The organism is Prosthecobacter sp. (assembly GCF_044222345.1).
In the GTDB taxonomy this organism is placed as follows: Bacteria; Verrucomicrobiota; Verrucomicrobiia; order Verrucomicrobiales; family Verrucomicrobiaceae; genus Prosthecobacter.
The window spans coordinates 100,334-119,696 of sequence record NZ_JBGANL010000009.1 but is presented as its reverse complement, the minus strand read 5'-3'; the positions used below and the strand labels follow the sequence as shown (position 1 = coordinate 119,696).

Annotated in this window: 16 protein-coding genes and 1 pseudogene; 11 read left to right on the top strand and 6 right to left on the bottom strand. The window is 60.8% G+C overall.

Annotated elements, in window-relative coordinates; translation table 11 throughout:
- The first annotated feature begins 92 nt into the window (after positions 1–92).
- Positions 93–1,169, top strand: coding sequence for a heme A synthase (locus tag ACILSL_RS07600; RefSeq protein ID WP_395731405.1), 1,077 nt, complete (start codon positions 93–95; stop codon positions 1,167–1,169).
- A gap of 143 nt (positions 1,170–1,312) precedes the next feature.
- On the opposite strand, the gene ACILSL_RS07595 is transcribed toward ACILSL_RS07600, so the two are convergent.
- Together ACILSL_RS07595 and ACILSL_RS07590 are read right to left on the bottom strand one after the other, a co-directional pair.
- Positions 1,313–4,573, bottom strand: coding sequence for a tetratricopeptide repeat protein (locus ACILSL_RS07595; protein WP_395731404.1), 3,261 nt, complete (start codon positions 4,571–4,573; stop codon positions 1,313–1,315).
- Between the two features lie 200 nt (positions 4,574–4,773).
- Positions 4,774–6,057, bottom strand: a complete 1,284-nt coding sequence (locus ACILSL_RS07590; protein WP_395731403.1) for a GDSL-type esterase/lipase family protein — start codon at positions 6,055–6,057, stop codon at positions 4,774–4,776.
- Between the two features lie 48 nt (positions 6,058–6,105).
- Between ACILSL_RS07590 and ACILSL_RS07585 the strand changes: the two genes are divergently transcribed.
- Together ACILSL_RS07585 and tnpA are read left to right on the top strand one after the other, a co-directional pair.
- Positions 6,106–7,125, top strand: a complete 1,020-nt coding sequence (locus tag ACILSL_RS07585) for a dihydrodipicolinate synthase family protein (protein ID WP_395731402.1) — start codon at positions 6,106–6,108, stop codon at positions 7,123–7,125.
- Positions 7,126–7,291: 166 nt separating this feature from the next.
- Positions 7,292–7,738 carry an IS200/IS605 family transposase gene (tnpA, locus tag ACILSL_RS07580; RefSeq protein WP_395731401.1) on the top strand — a complete coding sequence of 149 codons (447 nt, stop codon included), beginning with the start codon at positions 7,292–7,294 and terminating at the stop codon, positions 7,736–7,738.
- A gap of 162 nt (positions 7,739–7,900) precedes the next feature.
- Here the strand turns inward: tnpA and ACILSL_RS07575 are convergent, their stop codons facing one another.
- Positions 7,901–9,142: an NlpC/P60 family protein gene (locus ACILSL_RS07575; protein ID WP_395731400.1), complete on the bottom strand. Its 1,242-nt coding sequence runs from the start codon at positions 9,140–9,142 to the stop codon at positions 7,901–7,903.
- A gap of 321 nt (positions 9,143–9,463) precedes the next feature.
- A complete protein-coding gene (locus ACILSL_RS07570) occupies positions 9,464–10,312 on the bottom strand; it encodes an alpha/beta hydrolase (protein WP_395731399.1) in 849 nt (282 codons plus the stop codon).
- 157 nt (positions 10,313–10,469) lie between these two features.
- Between ACILSL_RS07570 and rpmH the strand changes: the two are divergent.
- From rpmH to ACILSL_RS07540, 6 genes and pseudogenes are all read left to right on the top strand, one after another.
- Positions 10,470–10,604 (top strand): annotated as a pseudogene (rpmH, locus tag ACILSL_RS07565) (50S ribosomal protein L34); the annotation flags it as partial.
- 78 nt (positions 10,605–10,682) lie between these two features.
- Positions 10,683–11,054: a ribonuclease P protein component gene (gene rnpA / locus ACILSL_RS07560; RefSeq protein WP_395731398.1), complete on the top strand. Its 372-nt coding sequence runs from the start codon at positions 10,683–10,685 to the stop codon at positions 11,052–11,054.
- Positions 11,051–11,287 (top strand): membrane protein insertion efficiency factor YidD, encoded by a 237-nt coding sequence (gene yidD / locus ACILSL_RS07555; RefSeq protein ID WP_395731397.1) that lies wholly within the window; start codon positions 11,051–11,053, stop codon positions 11,285–11,287. Before rnpA ends, yidD begins: the two co-directional genes overlap by 4 nt.
- A 156-nt stretch (positions 11,288–11,443) precedes the next feature.
- The gene (yidC, locus tag ACILSL_RS07550; RefSeq protein ID WP_395731396.1) at positions 11,444–13,252 is read left to right on the top strand and encodes a membrane protein insertase YidC; all 1,809 of its coding nucleotides are present in this window, start codon (positions 11,444–11,446) and stop codon (positions 13,250–13,252) included.
- Positions 13,253–13,258: 6 nt separating this feature from the next.
- Positions 13,259–13,714 (top strand): protein jag, encoded by a 456-nt coding sequence (locus ACILSL_RS07545; RefSeq protein WP_395731395.1) that lies wholly within the window; start codon positions 13,259–13,261, stop codon positions 13,712–13,714.
- Positions 13,715–13,847: 133 nt separating this feature from the next.
- Positions 13,848–15,467, top strand: coding sequence for a PTPDL family protein (locus ACILSL_RS07540; RefSeq protein WP_395731394.1), 1,620 nt, complete (start codon positions 13,848–13,850; stop codon positions 15,465–15,467).
- Between the two features lie 599 nt (positions 15,468–16,066).
- Here the strand turns inward: ACILSL_RS07540 and rplS are convergent.
- The gene (rplS, locus tag ACILSL_RS07535) at positions 16,067–16,426 is read right to left on the bottom strand and encodes a 50S ribosomal protein L19 (protein ID WP_395731393.1); all 360 of its coding nucleotides are present in this window, start codon (positions 16,424–16,426) and stop codon (positions 16,067–16,069) included.
- Between the two features lie 149 nt (positions 16,427–16,575).
- Here rplS and nadC point away from each other — a divergent pair, with 149 nt between their 5' ends.
- The gene (gene nadC, locus ACILSL_RS07530) at positions 16,576–17,412 is read left to right on the top strand and encodes a carboxylating nicotinate-nucleotide diphosphorylase (RefSeq protein ID WP_395731392.1); all 837 of its coding nucleotides are present in this window, start codon (positions 16,576–16,578) and stop codon (positions 17,410–17,412) included.
- Between the two features lie 145 nt (positions 17,413–17,557).
- On the opposite strand, the gene ACILSL_RS07525 is transcribed toward nadC, so the two are convergent.
- The gene (locus tag ACILSL_RS07525) at positions 17,558–18,343 is read right to left on the bottom strand and encodes a DUF1080 domain-containing protein (RefSeq protein ID WP_395731391.1); all 786 of its coding nucleotides are present in this window, start codon (positions 18,341–18,343) and stop codon (positions 17,558–17,560) included.
- A 134-nt stretch (positions 18,344–18,477) separates the two neighbouring features.
- Between ACILSL_RS07525 and ACILSL_RS07520 the strand changes: the two genes are divergently transcribed.
- Complete coding sequence (locus tag ACILSL_RS07520) at positions 18,478–19,278, top strand: SDR family oxidoreductase (RefSeq protein ID WP_395731390.1); 801 nt, start codon at positions 18,478–18,480, stop codon at positions 19,276–19,278.
- Positions 19,279–19,363: the final 85 nt, after the last annotated feature.

Sequence of the window (19,363 nt, the reverse complement as noted above, 5' to 3'; positions counted from 1 at the left end):
TCCATCCTCCTGGATGGTCGAACCGAAGGGCAAAATAATGACCTCATTATTTTGCCCTTTTGCTTTTGCCGCACGTTTCTGATCTGTCTGACATGCCCTCCCGTGCTTTTCATCGCTATGCTCTTTTCACGCTCGTCGTTGGCGTGGTATTGATCTGGTGGGGCGCGGCGGTGACCACGGAAGATGTCGGCCTCGCCGTGCCCGACTGGCCGCTTTGCTACGGCAAGCTCAATCCTGAAGGCTGGTACAAAGTGCCCGCTCTGCTGCTTGAGCATGGGCACCGCTGGCTTGCCACCACCATCGGTTTCCTGGTGCTTGGCCTCTACTTCTGGCAGTTTGCCAAATTCAAGCCCGGCTTGATGGAGGGTGTCGGCATCATCCTCTGTTCCTTCGGCTTTTTGGTGCTGATCTACATGGGATCGGTTGGGGCTGCAGCATTCATCGGGACTCTCGGCTTTTCCTGGCTCGTTTTGAAATGGTACAGCCAGCGCTGGCCCTTGCTGCGCGGCCTGACTACCCTCGCGTTGTTGCTGGTCGTGCTGCAGGCTTCACTCGGTGGTTTGCGGGTCTTGAAAATGTCGGATCCGCTGGGCGTCACGCATGGGACGCTGGGTCAGTTGTTCTACTGCCTCCTGGTGTTCATCGCGTTTGCCTCTTCACGCACCTGGGCGGAAGGTCGGCTCGTTCTCACACTCAAAGAAGCCGCCGTGGCGCGCTTCTGGTCGCTGGCGTTGTTTCTCTGCGTGTTCGGCCAGCTTGTTCTCGGAGCCAGTCTGCGGCACACGCAGCGCACCCATCTGGCCGCCAGCGATATTCTCACCACCAAGGGCCAGTGGCTGCCGCCCATGCAGCCGCCAGATGTGTTTCTCCTCTTTGCCCACAAATACTGGGGCTTCACGGTCGCCTTGCTGATCATCTTCGTCGCAGTGCGTGCGCGGCGCTGGCTGGTCACGCTGCCGCAGATGCGCCCCGTGGCCACGCTGCTGCTGTTCATGCCCACCGTGCAGGTGGCGCTGGGCATCTTCGTGATCCTGACGGGGAAAAGCTTCTGGGTCACGAACTTCCACGTGCTCAATGGGCTGGGCCTTCTCGCCCTCAGCAGCCTGCTCGTCGCCACTTTCTGGGGCGACCGGCTATGCCGTCGTTCAGACGAAGTTGAAGATGCTTGAGCTTTGTTTGCGTTAACGCTGACAGGTTGTCCTCCATGAAAACAGCGCTGCAACATGGCGCGCGGATTTCATCCATCTGCTGGGTGTCTCCCCCTGAACAACCGGCAACCATCGTCAACCACGGTCAGCAACTGCAATCTCCCCTAATTCATGCTCATGCTGAGTTTCGGGGTGCTTGAGACAACCCGGGGCCGATCAAACTCGGCGAGCTTCTGCCGCCACTGGGCTGCCTGAACAGCGTTGCCGGTGGCATCGTTGAATTGAGCGAGGCGTAAAATGGCGTCGCGGAGGCGAAAGCGGTTCTGGACTGCGAGCATCTGAGTGTGTGCGTTCAGCCCCTCGTAGCCGGATTGCAGCAGCGATCCTGCCTCGGTGTATTTTTTCTGCTGCAGCAGAGCACCGCCCAGCAGGCTCTCGACATTGAAGCGCAGCCAGTGCCCGGGCTGCTGCGTGATACATTGCTCAAGGCAGTCCCGGAGCAGCGGCTCCGCCTTGTCGGTGAGTCCGGTTTGAAGCCACAAGCTCCCGAGGTCTGAGGCGGCCGCAGCCACTGCGGCGGTGTCTGCGGGGGTTCGCTTGCGCTGCAGTTCGAGCACCTGCTGATACAGGGCCTCCGCCTCTTCGAGCCGGCCCGCATGCCGGTGAGTTTCTGCCAGGCCCGAAAGGGTGGCGAGTGTCTCCGTATGTTCGACGCCAAGGACGCGCTGCTGAATCTGCAGCAGATCTTGGTAAATCTTTTCAGCCTGCGCGTGGTCACCATGCCGGTCATGCATCGCCGCCATGGCATGCATCTGCGCGAGCACGTCAGGGTCTCCCGGGCCGTAGACCATCTTCATGATTTCGAGAGTTTCGTGCTGCAATGTGGTGGCTTTTGCATGTTTGCCGTCCGCATCGAGCGAGGCGGCCAGCTGCTGCATGGAGCGCAGAGTTTGTACGTGGGTGGCACCGAGCGCGCGCTGCCTCACCACCAGAGATTCCTGCCGGTATTTCGTGGCCTCGGCGTAGCGGCCATGGCTGTCATACACGTGGGCCACGGTGTCCATCTGCGCGAGGATTTCAGGATGCTCTGGGGGAAAGGCTGTTTTCAAGATCTCCAGCACCTGCTGCTGGGAAGCTTCAGCTTCGGCGTGTCTGCCCTGCACCTCATACTCGTTCGCCAGATTCTTCATCGAGAAAAGCGTCTGTGGGTCCTTGGGGCCTAGCATGCGCCTTTTGGCGTCCAGGCATTCGTGGTGCAGCCTCAGCGCTTCAACGTGCCGCCCGCGGCGTCCCAGCATCATGGCCACCTGGTCCGCCTGCACCAAGGTGTCAGGATGCTCCGCCCCGAGCGATTTTTTCAAGACCTCCAGCGCGCCGAAATACAGCTTCTCCGCGTCTGAAGGCATGCCGGCCTTTTCACAGGCCTGGGCCGTGATGTTCATGGCGACGAGGGTGCGCGGATCGCTGGCGCCCAGCACACGGCGCATCCCGTCGAGTTGCTCGCCACGTCGTTTCATGGCATCAGCATGTTTACCCTGCAGGGTGTGAGAATTCGCCAGATTGCCGAGGGTCGCGAAGGTATCGAGATGGTCCGGGCCGAGCACACGTTTCTGCACCTGGTAGAGATTGAGAAACAGGGTCTCGGCCTCCAGATGCTTCTCCTGCTCATCGCATACCGCTGCCAGCACTGAGATCGTCACAAACGTGTCGGGGTTGTCCGGGCCCAGGGCCTTTTGCTGGGCGCTCAAGGTCCGGCGCAGCAGCGTCTCCGCATCCACAAACCGGCCTTCGGCCTCCATGGCGGTCGCCAGCTGCCGCATGGAGCGCAGCGTGTCCCGATGCGTGCCACCGAGCGCCAGCTTGCGTTTTTCAAGGGCACCTTGGAACTGCTTCTGCGCATCCAGCGGTTGAGACAGCGCCAGGTAGGTCAGCCCGATCGTCTCCTGCGCCCGCGCTCCAGACTCAGGGTTGTCAGCCAGCGCGCCCAGGTGTTCGACCGCCGCGTCCAGCATGCCTTTCACCAGCGTGGTGTCTTTTCCCTTCACGGTTTCCGGCGTCAGAAAGGCAAACATCTCCTGCAGAAAGCGGGAGGTCATGGCATAGGACTCGGCCTTTTGTTTCACGGTCACGCGTGCTTCTTCCTGCCTCTCCTTCACCAGCAGCCAGCCCATCACCGCCATGCCGCCAGCCACCAGCAGCACCAGTATCGCCGCGAGAGCAAACAATCCCCGGTGATCGCTGATGAAGCTGCCCAGCACGGTGCCCTGAGCCACCGGCTTTTCCTCCTGGGCAGCCGCTTCCTTGAGGTAGCGTAGAAAGTCATTCTCCAGCGCATCCACACTCGGGTACCGGCTTTCGGGCTGCTTTTCCAAGGCGCGCATCACGACCCAGTCGAAATGCTCCTCCAGAAGTTCGGGGTAGGTGGCCGTCTCTACCTTGCGGTTCAGGGCGAGGCCGGTGAGCTGTGCCTTGGGCAGCGAGCGAAGCAGAACGGACGGCTTTTCCACAAGCGTCTCGCACACGACCTTCTTCACCTCATTCAGGCGCTCCGTCGCGTCTCTGGGGGGCTGGATCGGCAGCCGCCCAGTGATCATTTCATAGAGCAGCATGCCCAAAGCATAGATGTCACTACGTGCGTCGATGACCTTGGCGGCGACATGCTCGGGAGACAGGTAGGAGACAGGTGCCCGCAGCTGCCTGGTGGGTGCGACGAGTTCGTAGTTCATCGCCTTGGCGATGCCAAAGTCCGTCACTTTCAGCACCGGCTGCCCCTGATCGCCCCATCGGACGAGCAGGTTGGAAGGCTGAAGATTCCCATGGACCACGCCTTTTTGATGGGCGTGATGGATGGCATCACAGACCTGGATGAACAGGCGAACGCGTGTCAGCAGCGAGAGTTTTTGATCATCGCAAAACTGGGTGATGGGCGTCCCGTGCAGCAGCTCCGTGACGAGGTAGGGCCTGCCGCCGGGGGTCATGCCACAGGCGTGCGGCCTGGCGATATCGGGGTGATCCAGCAGCGCAAGCGCATGCTTCTGGGCTTCATAGCGGATCAAAAAGTCGTTCGCGGCTGCGGCGATGATCTTAATGGTCACGAACTCCGCCATGCGCTGGTTCCGCTCCGCCATCCACATCGTGCTGCTGGTGCTGTCATCAATGATTTGCAGCAGCCGGTAAGGGCCGATCATGTCTCCGGGCTTTTCTTCAACCAGTCCCTTGGAGGGTGCTCTCGTTACGCGGATTCCCCGTGTGCGGCTCTGCTGGCCACTATTGCTCGGATGATTGCGCAGACGGTCCCAGACCTCATTCCACAACGCCGTGTCATTCCCACAAGCTCCTGTGAGAAAAATATGGCGTTCAATGTGGTTCGCACGTTCGAGCGCCTCATTGAAGAGCTGCTCGACGCGGGCAGGGTCGTGGCTCATAAAGAATTAGACATACCATTATTTCAATAACGGTAAGCCTTCCCCAGCCCTGCGACATTGAATCAGGGTTTAAACGGTTCTTAACAGCGGTTCACCAAACGCTCAGCCTTGAGGAATATTCATAGACGAGAAATGAAAAGGCCTCAGGGCATTCGGATAAAGGCAAGTTTCCCCCCCGCGAGTCCACGGAATGACTGCGCCTACTTCACCAGCTCACCCACCATCAAGATGGCTCCAGGATAAAAGGCCGTGGCATCGAAGCGCTCAGGCTTGTCGATCTTGTTACCGTTCTTTGCCAGGATGGCCGCCTTGTCCGGCTGCTTCGCATCGATCTCGATCTTCACCGTGTGCACCTTGTCTTCAAGATCGCTGCCGATGACGAGGGTGCTGAGGCGGTGGTAGGTGCAGTAAGCATCAAAGCGCGGCACGATCTTCGCGGGCTGATCATCCAGCGTCACGCTCACCTGCCCGCAGTCCGGACCGATGATGTCATAGATGGAGCAGCGCGTGCCTTTGAACTTGAAGGTGATCGTCTCGCCCGGCTGTGATCCTTTGTGCAGTGTGGTCATGCGGTTGGCCCAGCGTTTGCCAAAGTCATCGGTCTTGGGATCAAGCAGCGTAAACCCCTTCGAGAGCGTCGCAGCGGTGATCGGCAGCAGCTTGGCCTGCTCGTAGTTGGTGGCGATGAAGGGTGCGCCCAGCACATGTGCGCCCGTCGTTTTCGAAGTGGCTTTGATCGGCTCCTGGGATCGCACAATAGCGGCCAGGTACAGCTCATGTCCGGTCTCCACATGCGGATGCACGCTGTCCGGTGCGAAGACGAATTTCCCCTCCAGCGCCTTCTTCTCCTCGTCCGTCTTCGGCAGCTTGGCCTTCCACACCAGCTTTCCTTCCTTGGCCAGCTTCGCCACTTCCATGCCCATGTGAATCGTCGGGATGCCGTAATGATCAGCGATCTTCTCCATCGCACTCGCCGAGCGCTGAAACTTCCCTTCCAGCATCGCAGGCACCAGCGCTTCAGTCACGGTGTACACAAAGCAGATGTCACACTCCGGCAGTGCCTTCCACGTCTGCCGCACGATGCCTTCCATGCAGCGGAAGATCTGCTCCGGCGAGGCACCACCATCATTCACCGCGAACTCGACGAACATCAGGTCCGGCTTGTGATCCAGCACATCCTGCTTCAAACGAAACACACCCAGGTCCGAGCCTGTGCCACCGATGGCCGCATTGATCTCGCTGAACTTCGCTTTGGGATACGTCTGCTGAAAATACGCCAGCGTCTTCGGCCGCCAGCCAGGCTGCGCCGTGATGGAGCCACCGAGGTAGCCGATCTTGATCTCCGCGCCCGCCGTGTTCGCCTTCGCAAAGAAGTTGGGTAGTCCATTGCGCGGATGGCACTCCTGCGCAGGCACGAGCGGGAACTCATCCGCAGCATGAAGAGTGGCGGTGGCAAAAAGCAGAAACAGGAAGTGGCGCAGCATAAGGACTCAGTTGAAAGGTTGAGTCCTCAGCATGCGAAGCAAAATTTCATGAACAACTTCGACTTTCGCTCCCCGCTCCAGCACGGCATCGCCATCCCCGCCCATCCGCTCGCCTTGAACGCGCAGAGAAATCTCGATGAACGGCGGCAGCGCGCGCTGGCACGCTACTACATCGCCGCAGGTGTCGGTGGCCTCGCCGTCGGTGTGCACACCACCCAGTTCGCCATTCGCGATCCGCAGATCGGTTTGTTCAAGCCGGTGCTCGAACTGGCGAAGGAAGAGATGGACCGCTCAGGAAAACCCCTCGTGCGCATCGGCGGCATCTGCGGAGCCACACCGCAAGCCGTCGGTGAGGCCGAACTGCTGCGCGAGCTCGGCTACCACGCCGGACTTCTCAGCCTCGGCGCGCTGCCTGCGGCCACCGAGGATGAACGCATCGCGCACTGCCGCGCCGTAGCCGAGGTGCTGCCCGTCGTTGGCTTCTACTTGCAACCCAGCGTCGGCGGCCGCGTGCTGCCCTACTCGTTCTGGCGTCGCTTTGCCGAGATCGAAAACATCGTCGCTATCAAGATGGCCCCGTTCAACCGCTATCAAACTCTCGACGTCGTGCGCGCCGTCATCGAAGCCGGGCGCGACGACATCGCCCTCTACACCGGCAACGACGACAACATCGTCGCCGACTTCCTCACCCCCTACCGCTTCGCCGGAAAAGAGCGCCGCATCGTCGGCGGCCTGCTTGGCCACTGGTCCGTGTGGACCCGCCGCGCCGTCGAGCTGCTGGAGCTGTGCCGCAACGCCGAAGCCACCTCCGCCCTCCTGCGCCTCGGCATCGAAGTCACCGACAGCAACGCCGCCTTCTTCGACGCCGCCAACGCCTACCACGGCTGCATCGCCGGCCTCCACGAAGTCCTCCGCCGCCAAGGCCTCCTCGAAGGCCTCTGGTGCCTCAATAAACACGAATCCCTCAGCCCCGGCCAGATGGAAGAGATCAACCGCGTCTATGCCGCCTATCCGCATCTGAATGACGACGCGTTTGTGGCGGAGCACCGGGATGCGTGGCTGCGGTAAGTAGGAGTGACAGGGGAGAGAACGTGTTCTTTGCAGCGGTCCCGGAGGGACCAGAGAAATTAGCCGGTGATGAAGGGAGCGAAGCGACCGAAAATCACCGGACCCATCGCCCACCATCCCGCATAGCAGAAGGTTGCGCCCCGGCAGGGGCGCGAGAAGCTGCCGCATGCCCTCGACGCACCTCTCGCTGCATTACCATTTCGTCTTCAGCACCAAGAACCGTGAGCCCTGGCTGGCCCCCACCGCACGCAAGCGCGTGCATGAATACATTGGCGGCATCCTGCGCAACATGAACGGCGTTGCGCATGCTGTCGGCGGCACGGGAGATCACATCCACATCGCGGCAGGTCTGCGCGCCACGCATTCCGTCGCGGATGTGATGCGTGAGATCAAAAGCGAGTCGTCACGCTGGATTCACGAAGAGCTGCGTTTGGCCGGGTTCACCTGGCAGGAGGGCTACGGGGCGTTCACCTTTGCGGCTCCAGATCTGGAGGCCGTGCGTGCCTATGTGCTGAACCAGGAGGAGCACCACCGCGTGAAAACGTTTCAGGAAGAATATGTGGCGATGCTGAAGCGCGGCATGGTGGAGCATGACGAGCGGTTTGTGTGGTAAGCGAAGGCGCGACGTGGTCCGGACGCTTCTCGCGCCCCTTCAGGGCGCAACCAAAGAACACGATGGGCGTTGCGGCGGGTCCGGTGATTCCCGGTCGCTGCGCTCCCTTCATCACCGGCTAATTTCTCGCGAGCCTCCGGCTCGCAAAGCAGTGCCACACCCTCACTGCTGAAAAAACCTCCGCACCGAACTCACAGCCCGCTCAACCTTCTGCTCAATGACGCTCTTCGGCGGTGCCGGGGGCGTGCGGCGGCGGGTCGTGCTGGCGGCGGTCGTCGAGCGTTTCTTGGTCGTGGTGGCAGTCTTGGGTTTGGTGGAGGACGATGATTTAACGTCTGCGGATGCGACGGCGGTTTTCTTGACCTCCGGTTTTGGAGCGGTGGTGGATGCAGTGGATGTTTCAGGCGAGTCTGTCGATGCTACGATGGCTTTGCGCACTTCCTCCTTGGGTGCGGTCTTTGCTTCTCTGACTGCGGGCGTTTCCTTCGGCGTGGCGGATTCCTTGAGCACCACGGATGTTTTGGACGCAGGTGGTTCCTTCGATGCAGTGGATGTCTTCGGAGCAGGCACTGCCTTGATCACGGTGGTGTCTTCCGAAGCGGTGGCTGATTTCGTCACCGCCGCAATCACCGGCTGCTCCGGCTCAGGCTCCACCGGCAGCAGACCCGGAGCCGGGCCATAACCATAAAAGCGCGAGGTGCTGTCGGGCTTGGGCAGGCTGAAGTCAAAGACGCTGACCCCGCTGCGGCGTTCGCCCATGTAGCTGCGGCCATCGCTGGAGCCGAAGACGACGCGCTTGCCGCTTTTCTTGAGCTCGCCGAGATAGATCATGACATGGGTCACGGGCAGCTTGCGCGTCTTTTCGGTGGTGTTCGTCCAGAACAGCAGGTCGCCGGGTTTGAGGTTTTTGAACTCCTCGCTGTCGAAGCTGGTGGCGGTGGGCGTGAGGTAAAGGTGGCTTTTCTTGTCCACCCACTGGCACATCTCGTCGGACTGGCGCGGCACGTCTTTGAGCCCCTGAAAGTGCAGCACATGATAAATGGTGCCGGAGCAGTCCATGCCGCCTTTGCTGGGTTCACTGGAGCCATACATGTAGCCGAGTTCCAGATGCGTCAGTGCCAGGCAGCTTTGCACCAGGCTTTGAATCTGCTTCGGGTATTGATCAAAACCACGGATGTCCTCGATGCTGAGCGTGGAAACCGCCGCCGGAGTCGGCACGGAGGTGGGGGGATCTTCGTTCACCGGCTCGGATGGCGGAGGCGGGCTCTTTTTCACCGCAGGGGAGTCGGTTTCCGACTTGGAAGACTTTTTCCCCTTCGATGTAGTCGTGGCCCCCAGCAGCGGAGCGCCACCTGTGCCTCCCACGACAAGCATGACCAGCAGAAGGCGCAGAGAAGTGTGCATGAGGTTTCGGGAGGCTGAGAGTTTGTGACACTCTTTTAGACGCTGGAGGGGGGCAAACTGATCAAATCAATTCGAAAGGCCTGCCATGAACAGATCGCAAATGAAAAGGTGCTCGCGTCTATGGAGACAAGCATGGCCCTGGGAAGGATGTGGCGACAGCCCTCCCCTCTGTGAACTTGTGAAGCCGCGACGGACCTCGCCACCCTCAGAGCCGGGTGGTTTGGCGGGACTGGCTGTGGAGATGAAACAGCACGGAGTGCCAGATCCACCTGATGGCCGCACAAACTCCCCTCCGACTTTGGATTCGCCTCGCTCGGCTCTTCACTTCGCCGTCAGCAAACCGCTGTCCGTCAGCCACTCAGTAAACCGCATCGGCCAGCGGGAGGCGGCGGTGGGTTTGGCATCATGTTTGTAGCCGAAGCCATGCCCGGCGTTCGCGAAGATGTGCATCTCCGCCTTCACGCCGGCGGCTTTGTATTTGAGGTAGAGCGTCGCCATGCCTTCGGAGATGTCCGGGCGGTCGCTGTAGCCCGCAGCGATGAAAAGCGGAGGCATGCCCTTGGTGGCATTGAAGAGTCCGGAGGTGCCGGGGTAGATGAGGCCTTGGAAATCCGGGCGGCTGCTCTGCTGCTCGATGGGATCAGCGGCGTCTTTCTGGCCCGGATCATTCGTCATGGCGGCAAAGGCGGCCAGCTCCCCCCCGGCGGAGAAGCCGAGGATGCCGATGCGGTCCGGCTGGATGTGCCACTCGGCGGCACGGCTGCGTATCGTGCGGATGGCCCGGCGCGCGTCCGCCATGGCATGCTCCTGAATGGTGTAGGTGCTGCCGGGTTCGCGGGCCAGGCGGTATTTCAGTACAAAGGCCGCGATGCCGTGATCACGGAACCACTCCGCCAAGGCATAGCCTTCATGCCCAAGGCAGAGCTTCGAGTGCCCCCCGCCGGGGCAGATGATGACGGCAGTGCCGGTGGCTTTGTCCGCAGCAGGAATGTATGGAGTGATCGTGGGCTTGTGCACGTTGCAGACATTGCTGCCCTCGATTTTCTCCGGCTCGGCCGCGCGTGCTTCAGAACCGGGGGCCCCATGGGCCCACAGCGGGAGGGCGGCGGGAGTCTCTGCGGCGCAGAGGGCGAGGGGCAAAAACAGGCTGGCGAGGAGGGGGCGGATCATGGGTCAAATGTAACGCTGAGAAAACCGAAGTTTACTGGAAATCATCGCATGATTGACAAATCAAAGACTCCCGCTAGTTTCGCGCCCCCTTTTCGAGGGGAGGCCGTGATTTGTCCGGTCTGAGCTCCCACTTCCCCTTTCACCACCCCACACGCCCATGCCAAAGACATTCAGGACCTACCAGCCTTCCAAGCGCACGCGCAAGCAGCAGTTTGGTTTCCGCGCACGCACGAAGACCGCGAATGGTCGCGACATCCTGCGCCGCCGCCGCCGTGCCGGCCGCAAACGCCTCCTGCCAAAGGGCGTGGAACTCCACTTCAAGCGTCACACCCAGCAGCACTCCTAATTCTGCTGCGGCGCGCTCCTTATCATGCGCCTTCCCTCAAGCCTGCGGATGAAACTCGCGTGCGATTTCGCACGCGTCAAAACGCAGGGCAGCAGCCAGGCCGGAAAATTTCTGGTGCTGGGTGCTTTGCGTGTGGAGGCGCTGAAGGAGTTCCAGTTTGGTCTCATCACCGGGGGCAAGCTGGGTAATGCCGTGGTACGAAACCGCATCCGCCGGCTGCTGCGCGAGATCGTACGTGCACACCGTGCGGAAATCGCTCCGGGCTGGCAGTTGGTGATCATCGCGCGCTGGCGTGCCCCCAAGGCCACGCTGGCCGAACTTGAAAGTGACTGGCTGCGGCTGGCGCGGCGCATGAATCTGCTCACCCAGAAGCTCCCCGCCCCGCCCGCACCATGAAATGGCTCATCCGAATTTTCATCCGCGGTTACCAAGTGTTCATCTCCCCCGTCATTCACGCCATTGGCGGTCCCGGCTCCGGATGCCGCTACACCCCGACCTGCTCGGTCTATTTTTTGCAGGCGGTGGAAACCCACGGCGTACTGCGTGGCTGCTGGCTGGGCCTCTGCCGCATCGGCCGCTGCCACCCTTGGGGTGGTCACGGGCATGATCCCGTGCCTGAGAAAAAATGACGCATGACGAATTTTGCCAGACAATGTAGTCGCGGAGGCCGGGGTCACTCGCCATTTGTCAGCCTGTTTTCGACATTGTTTGCAAGCCGCGTCTCCGATCTGCCCCAGGAGGCCCGCATTTTAAAAACAACCTCTCTCACCCAAAGCTAAAATTTCATGGATCGCAAAAGTTGGATCATCGTGACGCTCTGCGTCATCCTCGCGGGGGTCAACCTGTACTACGTGCAGGAAAATCAGAAGCTCGCCCAGGCCGAAGCGGCGCGCATCAAGCAGGAGCAGGCCGCTAAAAAGGCCGCCGAAACACCCGCTGCGCCGACGGCCGCCACCCCTGCCGCTGGCACCACTCCTGCAGCCCCTGCGAAACCCACGGCTGCTGACGTGCCGGTGGAAACTCACTCCATCAAAGCGGGCACTGTCACGTTTGAGCTGACCTCCAAAGGCGGCGGTATCGCCCGCGCCGCACTGGCCGGCACGGATCAGGTGACCTTGAACAAGAACGGTCTGGAAGCCATCGGCGCCCTGCGTCGTGAAGCCTCCGGCATGGATGCGCTGGCCTACAAGCTGACGGAAAAGACCGACAAGAGCGCCACCTTTGAAGCCACCACCGCCGAAGGGATCGTGGTGACCAAAAAATACACCCTGACCGAGGGCGAGGGCAGCGACGAGCATCTCATTGATCTCAAGATCACCCTCAAAAACACCGGCACTGCGCAGCATCGCTCCGAGGAATACTACCTCTACGCCGGAGCTGCGACTGCTCTGAAACATGACGAAGGACGCTATGACGGCTTCTTCTGGAACAACGCCGGAGACACAGATCACGAGCTGTCGAAATACTTTGGCAAGGGCGTCTTCAGCGAAGCACCGGCGGAGTACCGCCATTCCTACAATGCACTGCGCTACGCAGGCGTGATGAGCCGCTTTTACACGCACATCATCACCCGCATCGCGGAGAAAGATGCACCGGCAAAGCTCTGGGCGGGCCGCCGGAAACTCGCACAGCCGATTGATGCGGCGAGCGTGGGCAAGGCGGAGATCGAAGACTTCGCCTACGATGCATCGATGGGGCTGCCGGTGGTGGATCTCGCCCCAGGTGCCTCGGTCACGGAAAATTACCAGATCTACCTCGGCCCGAAGGAATACGACCGCCTCAGCCGCATCGGCCACCAGCGCAGCTACGCGATGTTTTACGGCTACTTCAAGATCGTCAGCATCGCCCTCTCCAAAGTCATGCGCTGGATGCACAACATCAGCGGCAGCTGGGGTCTCGCAGTCATCCTTCTGACGATTTTCGTCCGCCTCTGCCTCTGGCCCATCCATGCCAAGTCCACCATGACCATGAAGCGCATGGGCCTCCTCGGTCCGCTCATGAAAGAGCTGCAGGAGAAGTACAAGGACAACCCGCAGCAGCAGCAGATGGAGACGATGAAGCTCTACAAGGACTACGGCGTCAATCCGCTCGGCGGCTGCCTGCCCTTGTTCCTGCAGTTCCCCATTTTCATCGGTCTCTACAGCGTGCTGGAAGTGGCGGCGGAGCTTCGCGGCCAGTCCTTCTGGTGGGTGCGGGACCTTGCCGCAGCCGACACCCAGGGCCAGCTCCTGGGCTTCAACATCAACCCGCTGCCGATCATCATGGGCCTCACCATGGTGGCCCAGATGAAGCTCACCCCGCAGCCCGCCACGGTGGACAAGACGCAGCAGCGCATCTTCATGCTCATGCCGCTGTTCTTCCTGTGGATCAGCTATGACTTCGCCGCCGCCCTGGCCTTGTACTGGTCCACCCAGAACATCTTCAGCGTTTTCCAGACCCGGATCATGAAGCTTTACATGCCTGAGCCCAAGCTGGAAAAGGTGGCGCTGAAGCCCGCAGCCAAAGCCGCGCCGGCACAGAATCCCTTCTTCAACTCAGGAGCCCCCGCAAAAGACAAGAAAAAAGGCCCGAAACCACCACGTCTGGGAGGTTAGAGATCCATGACGCCCCTCGAACACTCACGCCATATTCTTGACACGATGCTCGGCTATCTGGGCTTCGTGGTTCAGATCGAGGAGGACAACGGCCCGGACGGACCCACGTTGCAGGTGCTCACGGATGATTCGGACGCGCTCATTGGCCGCCGGGGTGAAACTCTCGAAGACATCCAGTATCTGGTGAACCGCGTCCTGCAGCGCCATATCAAAGACGCCCCGCGCGTCCGCGTGGACGTCGAATTCTACCGCTCCATGCGCGAGGACAAGATGGTCGCCCGTGCCAAGGAACTCGGCGACCGCGTGCGCGCCACCGGCCAGAGCGCCGACCTGCCGCCGATGAACAGCTACTACCGCCGCCTCATTCACAACGTCTTCGTCAACGATCCCGAAGTCATGAGCGTCAGCCAGGATGGCAGTGCCCGTTTCAAGCGCATCGTGCTCCAACGCCGCTCCAGCTAGCTCATTTCCTCCCTGCACAGAGGAAAATCAGCTTCGTTCTTTACTCGCGGCGTGGTTTTGAGTTATTTCTCGTAACCCGCGCAAATTGCCGCGCGCCTGCCATCCCCCTTCTCTCATCCAACCCCGCATTCCCATGAAATTGAGCCGCTACCAGTCTGTCGTTCTTGCCCTTGCCAGCAGCGCCGGATTTTTGCACGCCGACGTCGTGACCCTCAAAGACGGCAAAAAGCTGGAAGGCAACATTCTCTCCGAGACCCCCACCTCCATTCGGATGAGGTACCACCTGACTCCGAAGATCATGGATGAAAAGGACATCCCACGCACCGACATCGCGGAAGGCGGCATCCTCAAGCAAAAGCCGGAAGAAGTGGAGATTCTCGAAATCCGGAAAGCCGTCCCCACCCCGGACCTGATGTCGGCGGAGAAGTACGAGCAGCTCATTCAGGATCGCCTGCGTCCCTTCGTGAACCGCTACCCCGGCACCAAGGAAGCCGCGGAAGTGGAAAAAATGATCTCCGAAGCTCAGCTCGAAAAAGAAAAGGTCGTGGCCGGCGGCGTGAAGCTCGAAGGCAAGTGGCTCACCCGTGAAGAGGCCAAGGCGGAAGCTCTCAACATCAAGGCCTACACCATCCGTGGGGCGATGCTCGAGAAAATCCAGGCCAAGGACTTCACCGGCGCGCTCAAGGAATTCGACAAACTCAACGATCCCGCCAGCGGCAACACCGCCTCCGTCTATTATCCCAAGGCCGTTGCAGAGATCCTTGCTGTTCTAACATCGTACGACAAGCAGATCGCGCAGATGATTCAGGACCAGCCTGCCTTGCAGAGGATCCGTGAGGAGGGAATCAAAAAGCTCATCGAGCCCGACCTGACACGGATGAAGGACGCCATCAAGAAGGAGAGGGACGCCTGGACCTCCACCTACGAGCAGGAGCGCAAGACCAGCAAATGGTACACCCCTTACAAGTACGATTTGGAGAGCTTGAAGGCCCTTGGCAAGTCCATCGCCGAAGCCAAGGATGCCCTGAGCAGTCTCGACCTTGCCGTCATCACCAAGGTCAACGAAGCCATCCAGCGCATGATTCGTGCGGATGCCAAGGCTGGCAAGGACAAGGCTGAACTCACCAAGATGGGTGAGGCCATCATCGAAGGTGAAGCCGCCGCAGGAACCGCCGATGCCAAAAGCAAAGAATTCTACCGCAGCGTCTTCACCAACTACCGTGCACGCCATGCCTACTTTGCCCAGCAGGTGAACACCCCGCAGGGTCAGACGCAGCCCGCCGCCGCTGGTGCTGCCGGCGGCTCCTCAGCCATCGCTGGCACAGCCGAACCCGGCATGGATGACAAAGTGGCCGCAGCACTTGCTGCCGCCGCTGGTGGCACTCCCGCCCCTGCTGCTGCACCCGGTGCCGCCCCGGCGCCTGGAGCCATGCCCGCAGCACAGCCCAATGGCTACCCAGCCCAGCCGGGTGCCGTTCCCCCTGTCGGCCAGCCCCAGCAGCCCGGCTACGCCCAGCCCCAGCAGCCTGGGTATGCTCAGCAGCCCCAGCAGCCCGGCTACGGCCAGCCTCAGCAGCCAGGATATGCGCAGCAGCCTCAGCAGCCCGGCTACGCCCAGCCTCAGGCAGCAGCGCCAGCGCCTGTCCCAGAGGAAGAAGGCATGAGCATGATGAACATGATCCTCATCGGCATTGGTGTGGTCGCGCTGGTGCTCTTGCTTACCCTCCTCGGCGGTAAGAAGAAGAAAAAGTAATCTCGCTGCGGGTGCGGCGGGCACAGGCCCGCCTCACCGCTGCCGTTAAAAATCTGATTTAGAGCGCTTTTCAAACGGCTTTGTTCCTCGGCACAGCCGGGGTGCGGGCCAGGAATTGAATTCAGCCGCCGTAGGACGGGTGTGGCGACAGCCCGTGCATCCTTCGAAGCACGCAGTGCGAAGAATGGACCCTTCCATCAGCGTGCGGCAAACAATAAGGCCTACGAACGTCCTGGTGACCGGGCGGTTTGGCTGAGAGCGTCGTGGAGCATGAGACGCGCCTGACGCCAAACACACCTCAACCTACGGAACTGAGCACCGCGCCGTTCACCTGTTCGATTACAGCCTCTGCTGCGACAGGAATACAGACCTGTTTTCAACGGCGTTTGGTATGACGCCCTGTGCATCCCGACCCGGCAGGGCCGCGTCATGTCGACGGTCGATCAGTTTTGGGACTCTCTCCATGATGGGTCTGGAATGCCTTTTGATGAGGCTGTCCATTCGCAAAAAATGCCATACCCCTTCAGCCCAGTTCACCGGCACAAAAAAGGGAGAGCCTCGCAGCTCTCCCTTTTTTTAAAATACCAACAATCGGAAAATCAACCTTCGCTCTGGGCCAGTTCCTTGACGGACATGGCTTCCTTGCCCTGGCGCTGACGCAGGTAGTGCAGGCGGGCGCGACGCACGCGGCCGTTCTTGGTCACTTCCACCTTGGCCACCTTGGGGCTGTGCACGGGGAACACACGCTCCACGCCTTCTCCATAGGAGATTTTGCGGACGGTGAAGGCTTCGTTGATGCCGTAGCCTTTGCGGGCGATGACGATGCCAGCGAAGATCTGGATACGTTCCTTGTCACCTTCGACGACTCGGGTGTGGACCTTGACGCTGTCACCCACGGTGAAAGCGGTGACTTCCTTCTTCAACTGCTCTTGATTGATCTTTTCGATGATGTTGCTCATGACACGCTCCTATGGCCACGCTACGCAAGGCCATGAATCAGTCAGGCCGGGGGCGAGGGGCGGGGAAGATGGAGAGTTTTTAAAATTTGGCAACCTGTTTTTCCCCGCACTGGAAACCTCTCCCGGTACAGCCTATGATTCGCGCATCCATGGAACCCTCTGTTTTAGCCCTGATCCGCGCCGCCATTGCCGAAGATGTCGGCACGGGAGACGTCACCTCCCTCTACTTCACGCCCGAAAATTCACGCTCCCGGGCGGAGATCGTCGCTCGGGAACCCGGCATCGTTTCCGGGGCTGAAATCGCCGTGACCGTCTTCAAAGAAATTGACCCTGCGCTCGAAGTCGAGGTCTGCATTCCCGATGGCAGCCCCTTTGTGCGGGGCAGCATCCTCATGAGAGCCGCTGGCAGCACCCGCTCCCTGCTCACTGCCGAACGCACCGCGCTGAACTTCCTCCAGCGCCTCTGCGGCGTGGCCACCCAGACCCAGCGCTACGTGGAGGCCGTGAAGCCACACCCCGTGCAGATCTGGGACACCCGGAAAACCACCCCGGGCTGGCGTTTGATCGAAAAAGCCGCCGTGAAGGACGGCGGCGGCACCAACCACCGCATGGGCCTCTATGACCATGCCATGGTCAAGGACAACCACCTCGCCGCGAACAGCGACCTGCCCTCGCTTCAGGCAGCCATCCACAAGCTGCGCAAGGAACGCCCCGGCACTCGCGTCCAGCTCGAAGCCGACACCCTGGCCCAAGTCTCCCAATTTCTCACCCTTGAAGGCGTGGACATGCTCCTGCTGGACAACATGGGCCCCGCAAAGTTGCGCGAAGCCGTGGAACTCGTGAACGGCAGACTCTGGCTCGAAGCCAGCGGCGGCATCACCCTCGACACCATCAAAGACATCGCCGTCACCGGCGTCAACGCCATCTCCGTCGGCGCGCTCACGCATTCCAGCCGTGCGCTGGATCTGGGGCTGGATTTGTTCTGACCTGAAGTACGATTGACACTCTTGTCCGTCGCTCAGCGCCCTCGCTGGGCGATTCGTCGGCGAGTCACCACAACTGGACGCAGGGTGACGGCGATCTGACGCCTCCACATACTAGGAGTGCCCATCGTATTTCCTGGCAATCCGTTTACTTCTTCTCCAGCGACATCAGCTCAATCTTCCGAAACCACACCGGCTGGCCTTCGGCCTGAAGGGCGATGTGGCCGTAGCCCAGCATCACATCGCCCCCGGCTTCCACGATGTCGATTGCAGGGGCGATCTTGCAGGCCGCATCAAGCTGCGGGCGCTGGTAGCGCAGCACTTCGACGCCGTTGATGCGGTGGATGATCTCGTCGTTGCCGCGCACTTCGACTTCGGCACGCACCCATTCCTCCGCAGGAAAAGTCGGCGCGCTGGATTTGACGATGTGCCTGGTGATCAGCTCGCCTCCCATCACCACGTGCGTACCGGGCGTGCAGAGATTTCCCGTGGAGCGCGGGCCTTTGCCTTCATCCGCCAGAAACTGCATCTCCAGGCTGGAGGGGAAGCCTTGATCAAAGCGCATGCTCTGCGGCGGCTGGGCATGCAGCATCACGCCGCTGTTGAGGTTCACATACTTCGGCGCATCCGTCATCATCTTGCCGGTGAAGCGGTACTCCATGCGCAGGATGTAGTGCGAGTAGGCCAGGTTGGTGAAGAGGTGCCCGTACTGCTGGTCAAACTTGTCGTAGCCATCGTAGCTCACCTTCAGGATGCCATCCTCCACCTGAAACGTCTTCGCATAGTTTTCACCCAGCGGGCGCTTGGCGATCTTGATCGTCCAGCCGGTGAGATCCTTGCCATTGAAGAGGGGGATCCATTTGGATTCGTCGGCCATCGCCACGGAAGTCAGGCATGTCAGGGCTAGAAGGAAGGTGCGGATGGTTGGGATCATGCCGTTCATCTTGGCGGCGGCAGCGCTGTTTCCAATCAGAACCTTTCACGGCATGTGACACTCGCGGCTGAAAAATTTTCACCCAAAACGCACGCATTATTCGACGCCTCGCGAAGTGCCGCTAGGGTCGGCGGATGGACAAACAATGGAACGACAAGATCGTCATCGTCACCGGCGGTGGCGGCGGCATGGGACAGAGCGCAGCGAAGCGATTTGCCGATGCTGGGGCGAAAACATTCATCTTTGGACGCACGCTGGAGTCACTGCAGGCCACGGCGGCGCTTTCCCCGCGCATCACCTCCATCGTGTGTGACGTCGCCGATTCCGCGAGCGTGGCCGCCGCGCTCGCGCAGGTGCTGCAGCACGGGCCGATTGCCGCTTTGATCCACACCGCCGGCATCAACACGCCGGACCGCTTCATGGCGCATGCTGACCCCAGCAAGCTGGCCAGCGAAGCCAGCTGGCGCAGCGTGATGGACGTCAATGTGATGGGCGTGGTGAACATGATCCAGGCCGTGTCCAAACCGATGGCGGAAAGCGGCGGCGGCCGGATCGTCGTCGTCTCCTCCACCGCCGGGCATGGCTTTGATTCGTTTGCCGGCGTGCCTTACACCGCCAGCAAGTGGGCCGTGCACGGCCTGCTCTTCACCGCCCGCATGCAGCTCAGCGCGCATGGCATTGTACTCTCTGAATACGCCCCGGGTGAAGCCCTCACGCCGCTCGTGGAAAAGCGCCCCGTGAAGCCCACCGCCGAGCACCGCAGCGCCATGATCCAGACGGAAGACTGCGCCGAGACGCTCTTCTTCATCGCCTCGCAGGCGCATTGCATGAGCGTCCTCCAGCTCCCCGCCTATCAGCCCTTCGGCGGCATGCCGCCGCAGATTACGGCACCGTGGCTGCCGGGTTTGGAGATCGGCCCGGCAAAGAAGGCCTGAAGTGATGCGGGCACTCCTGCCCGCAAATCGAGGCACCATGGACGTTCGTTGCGGGCAGGAGTGCCCACATCACTCCAGTCAAACC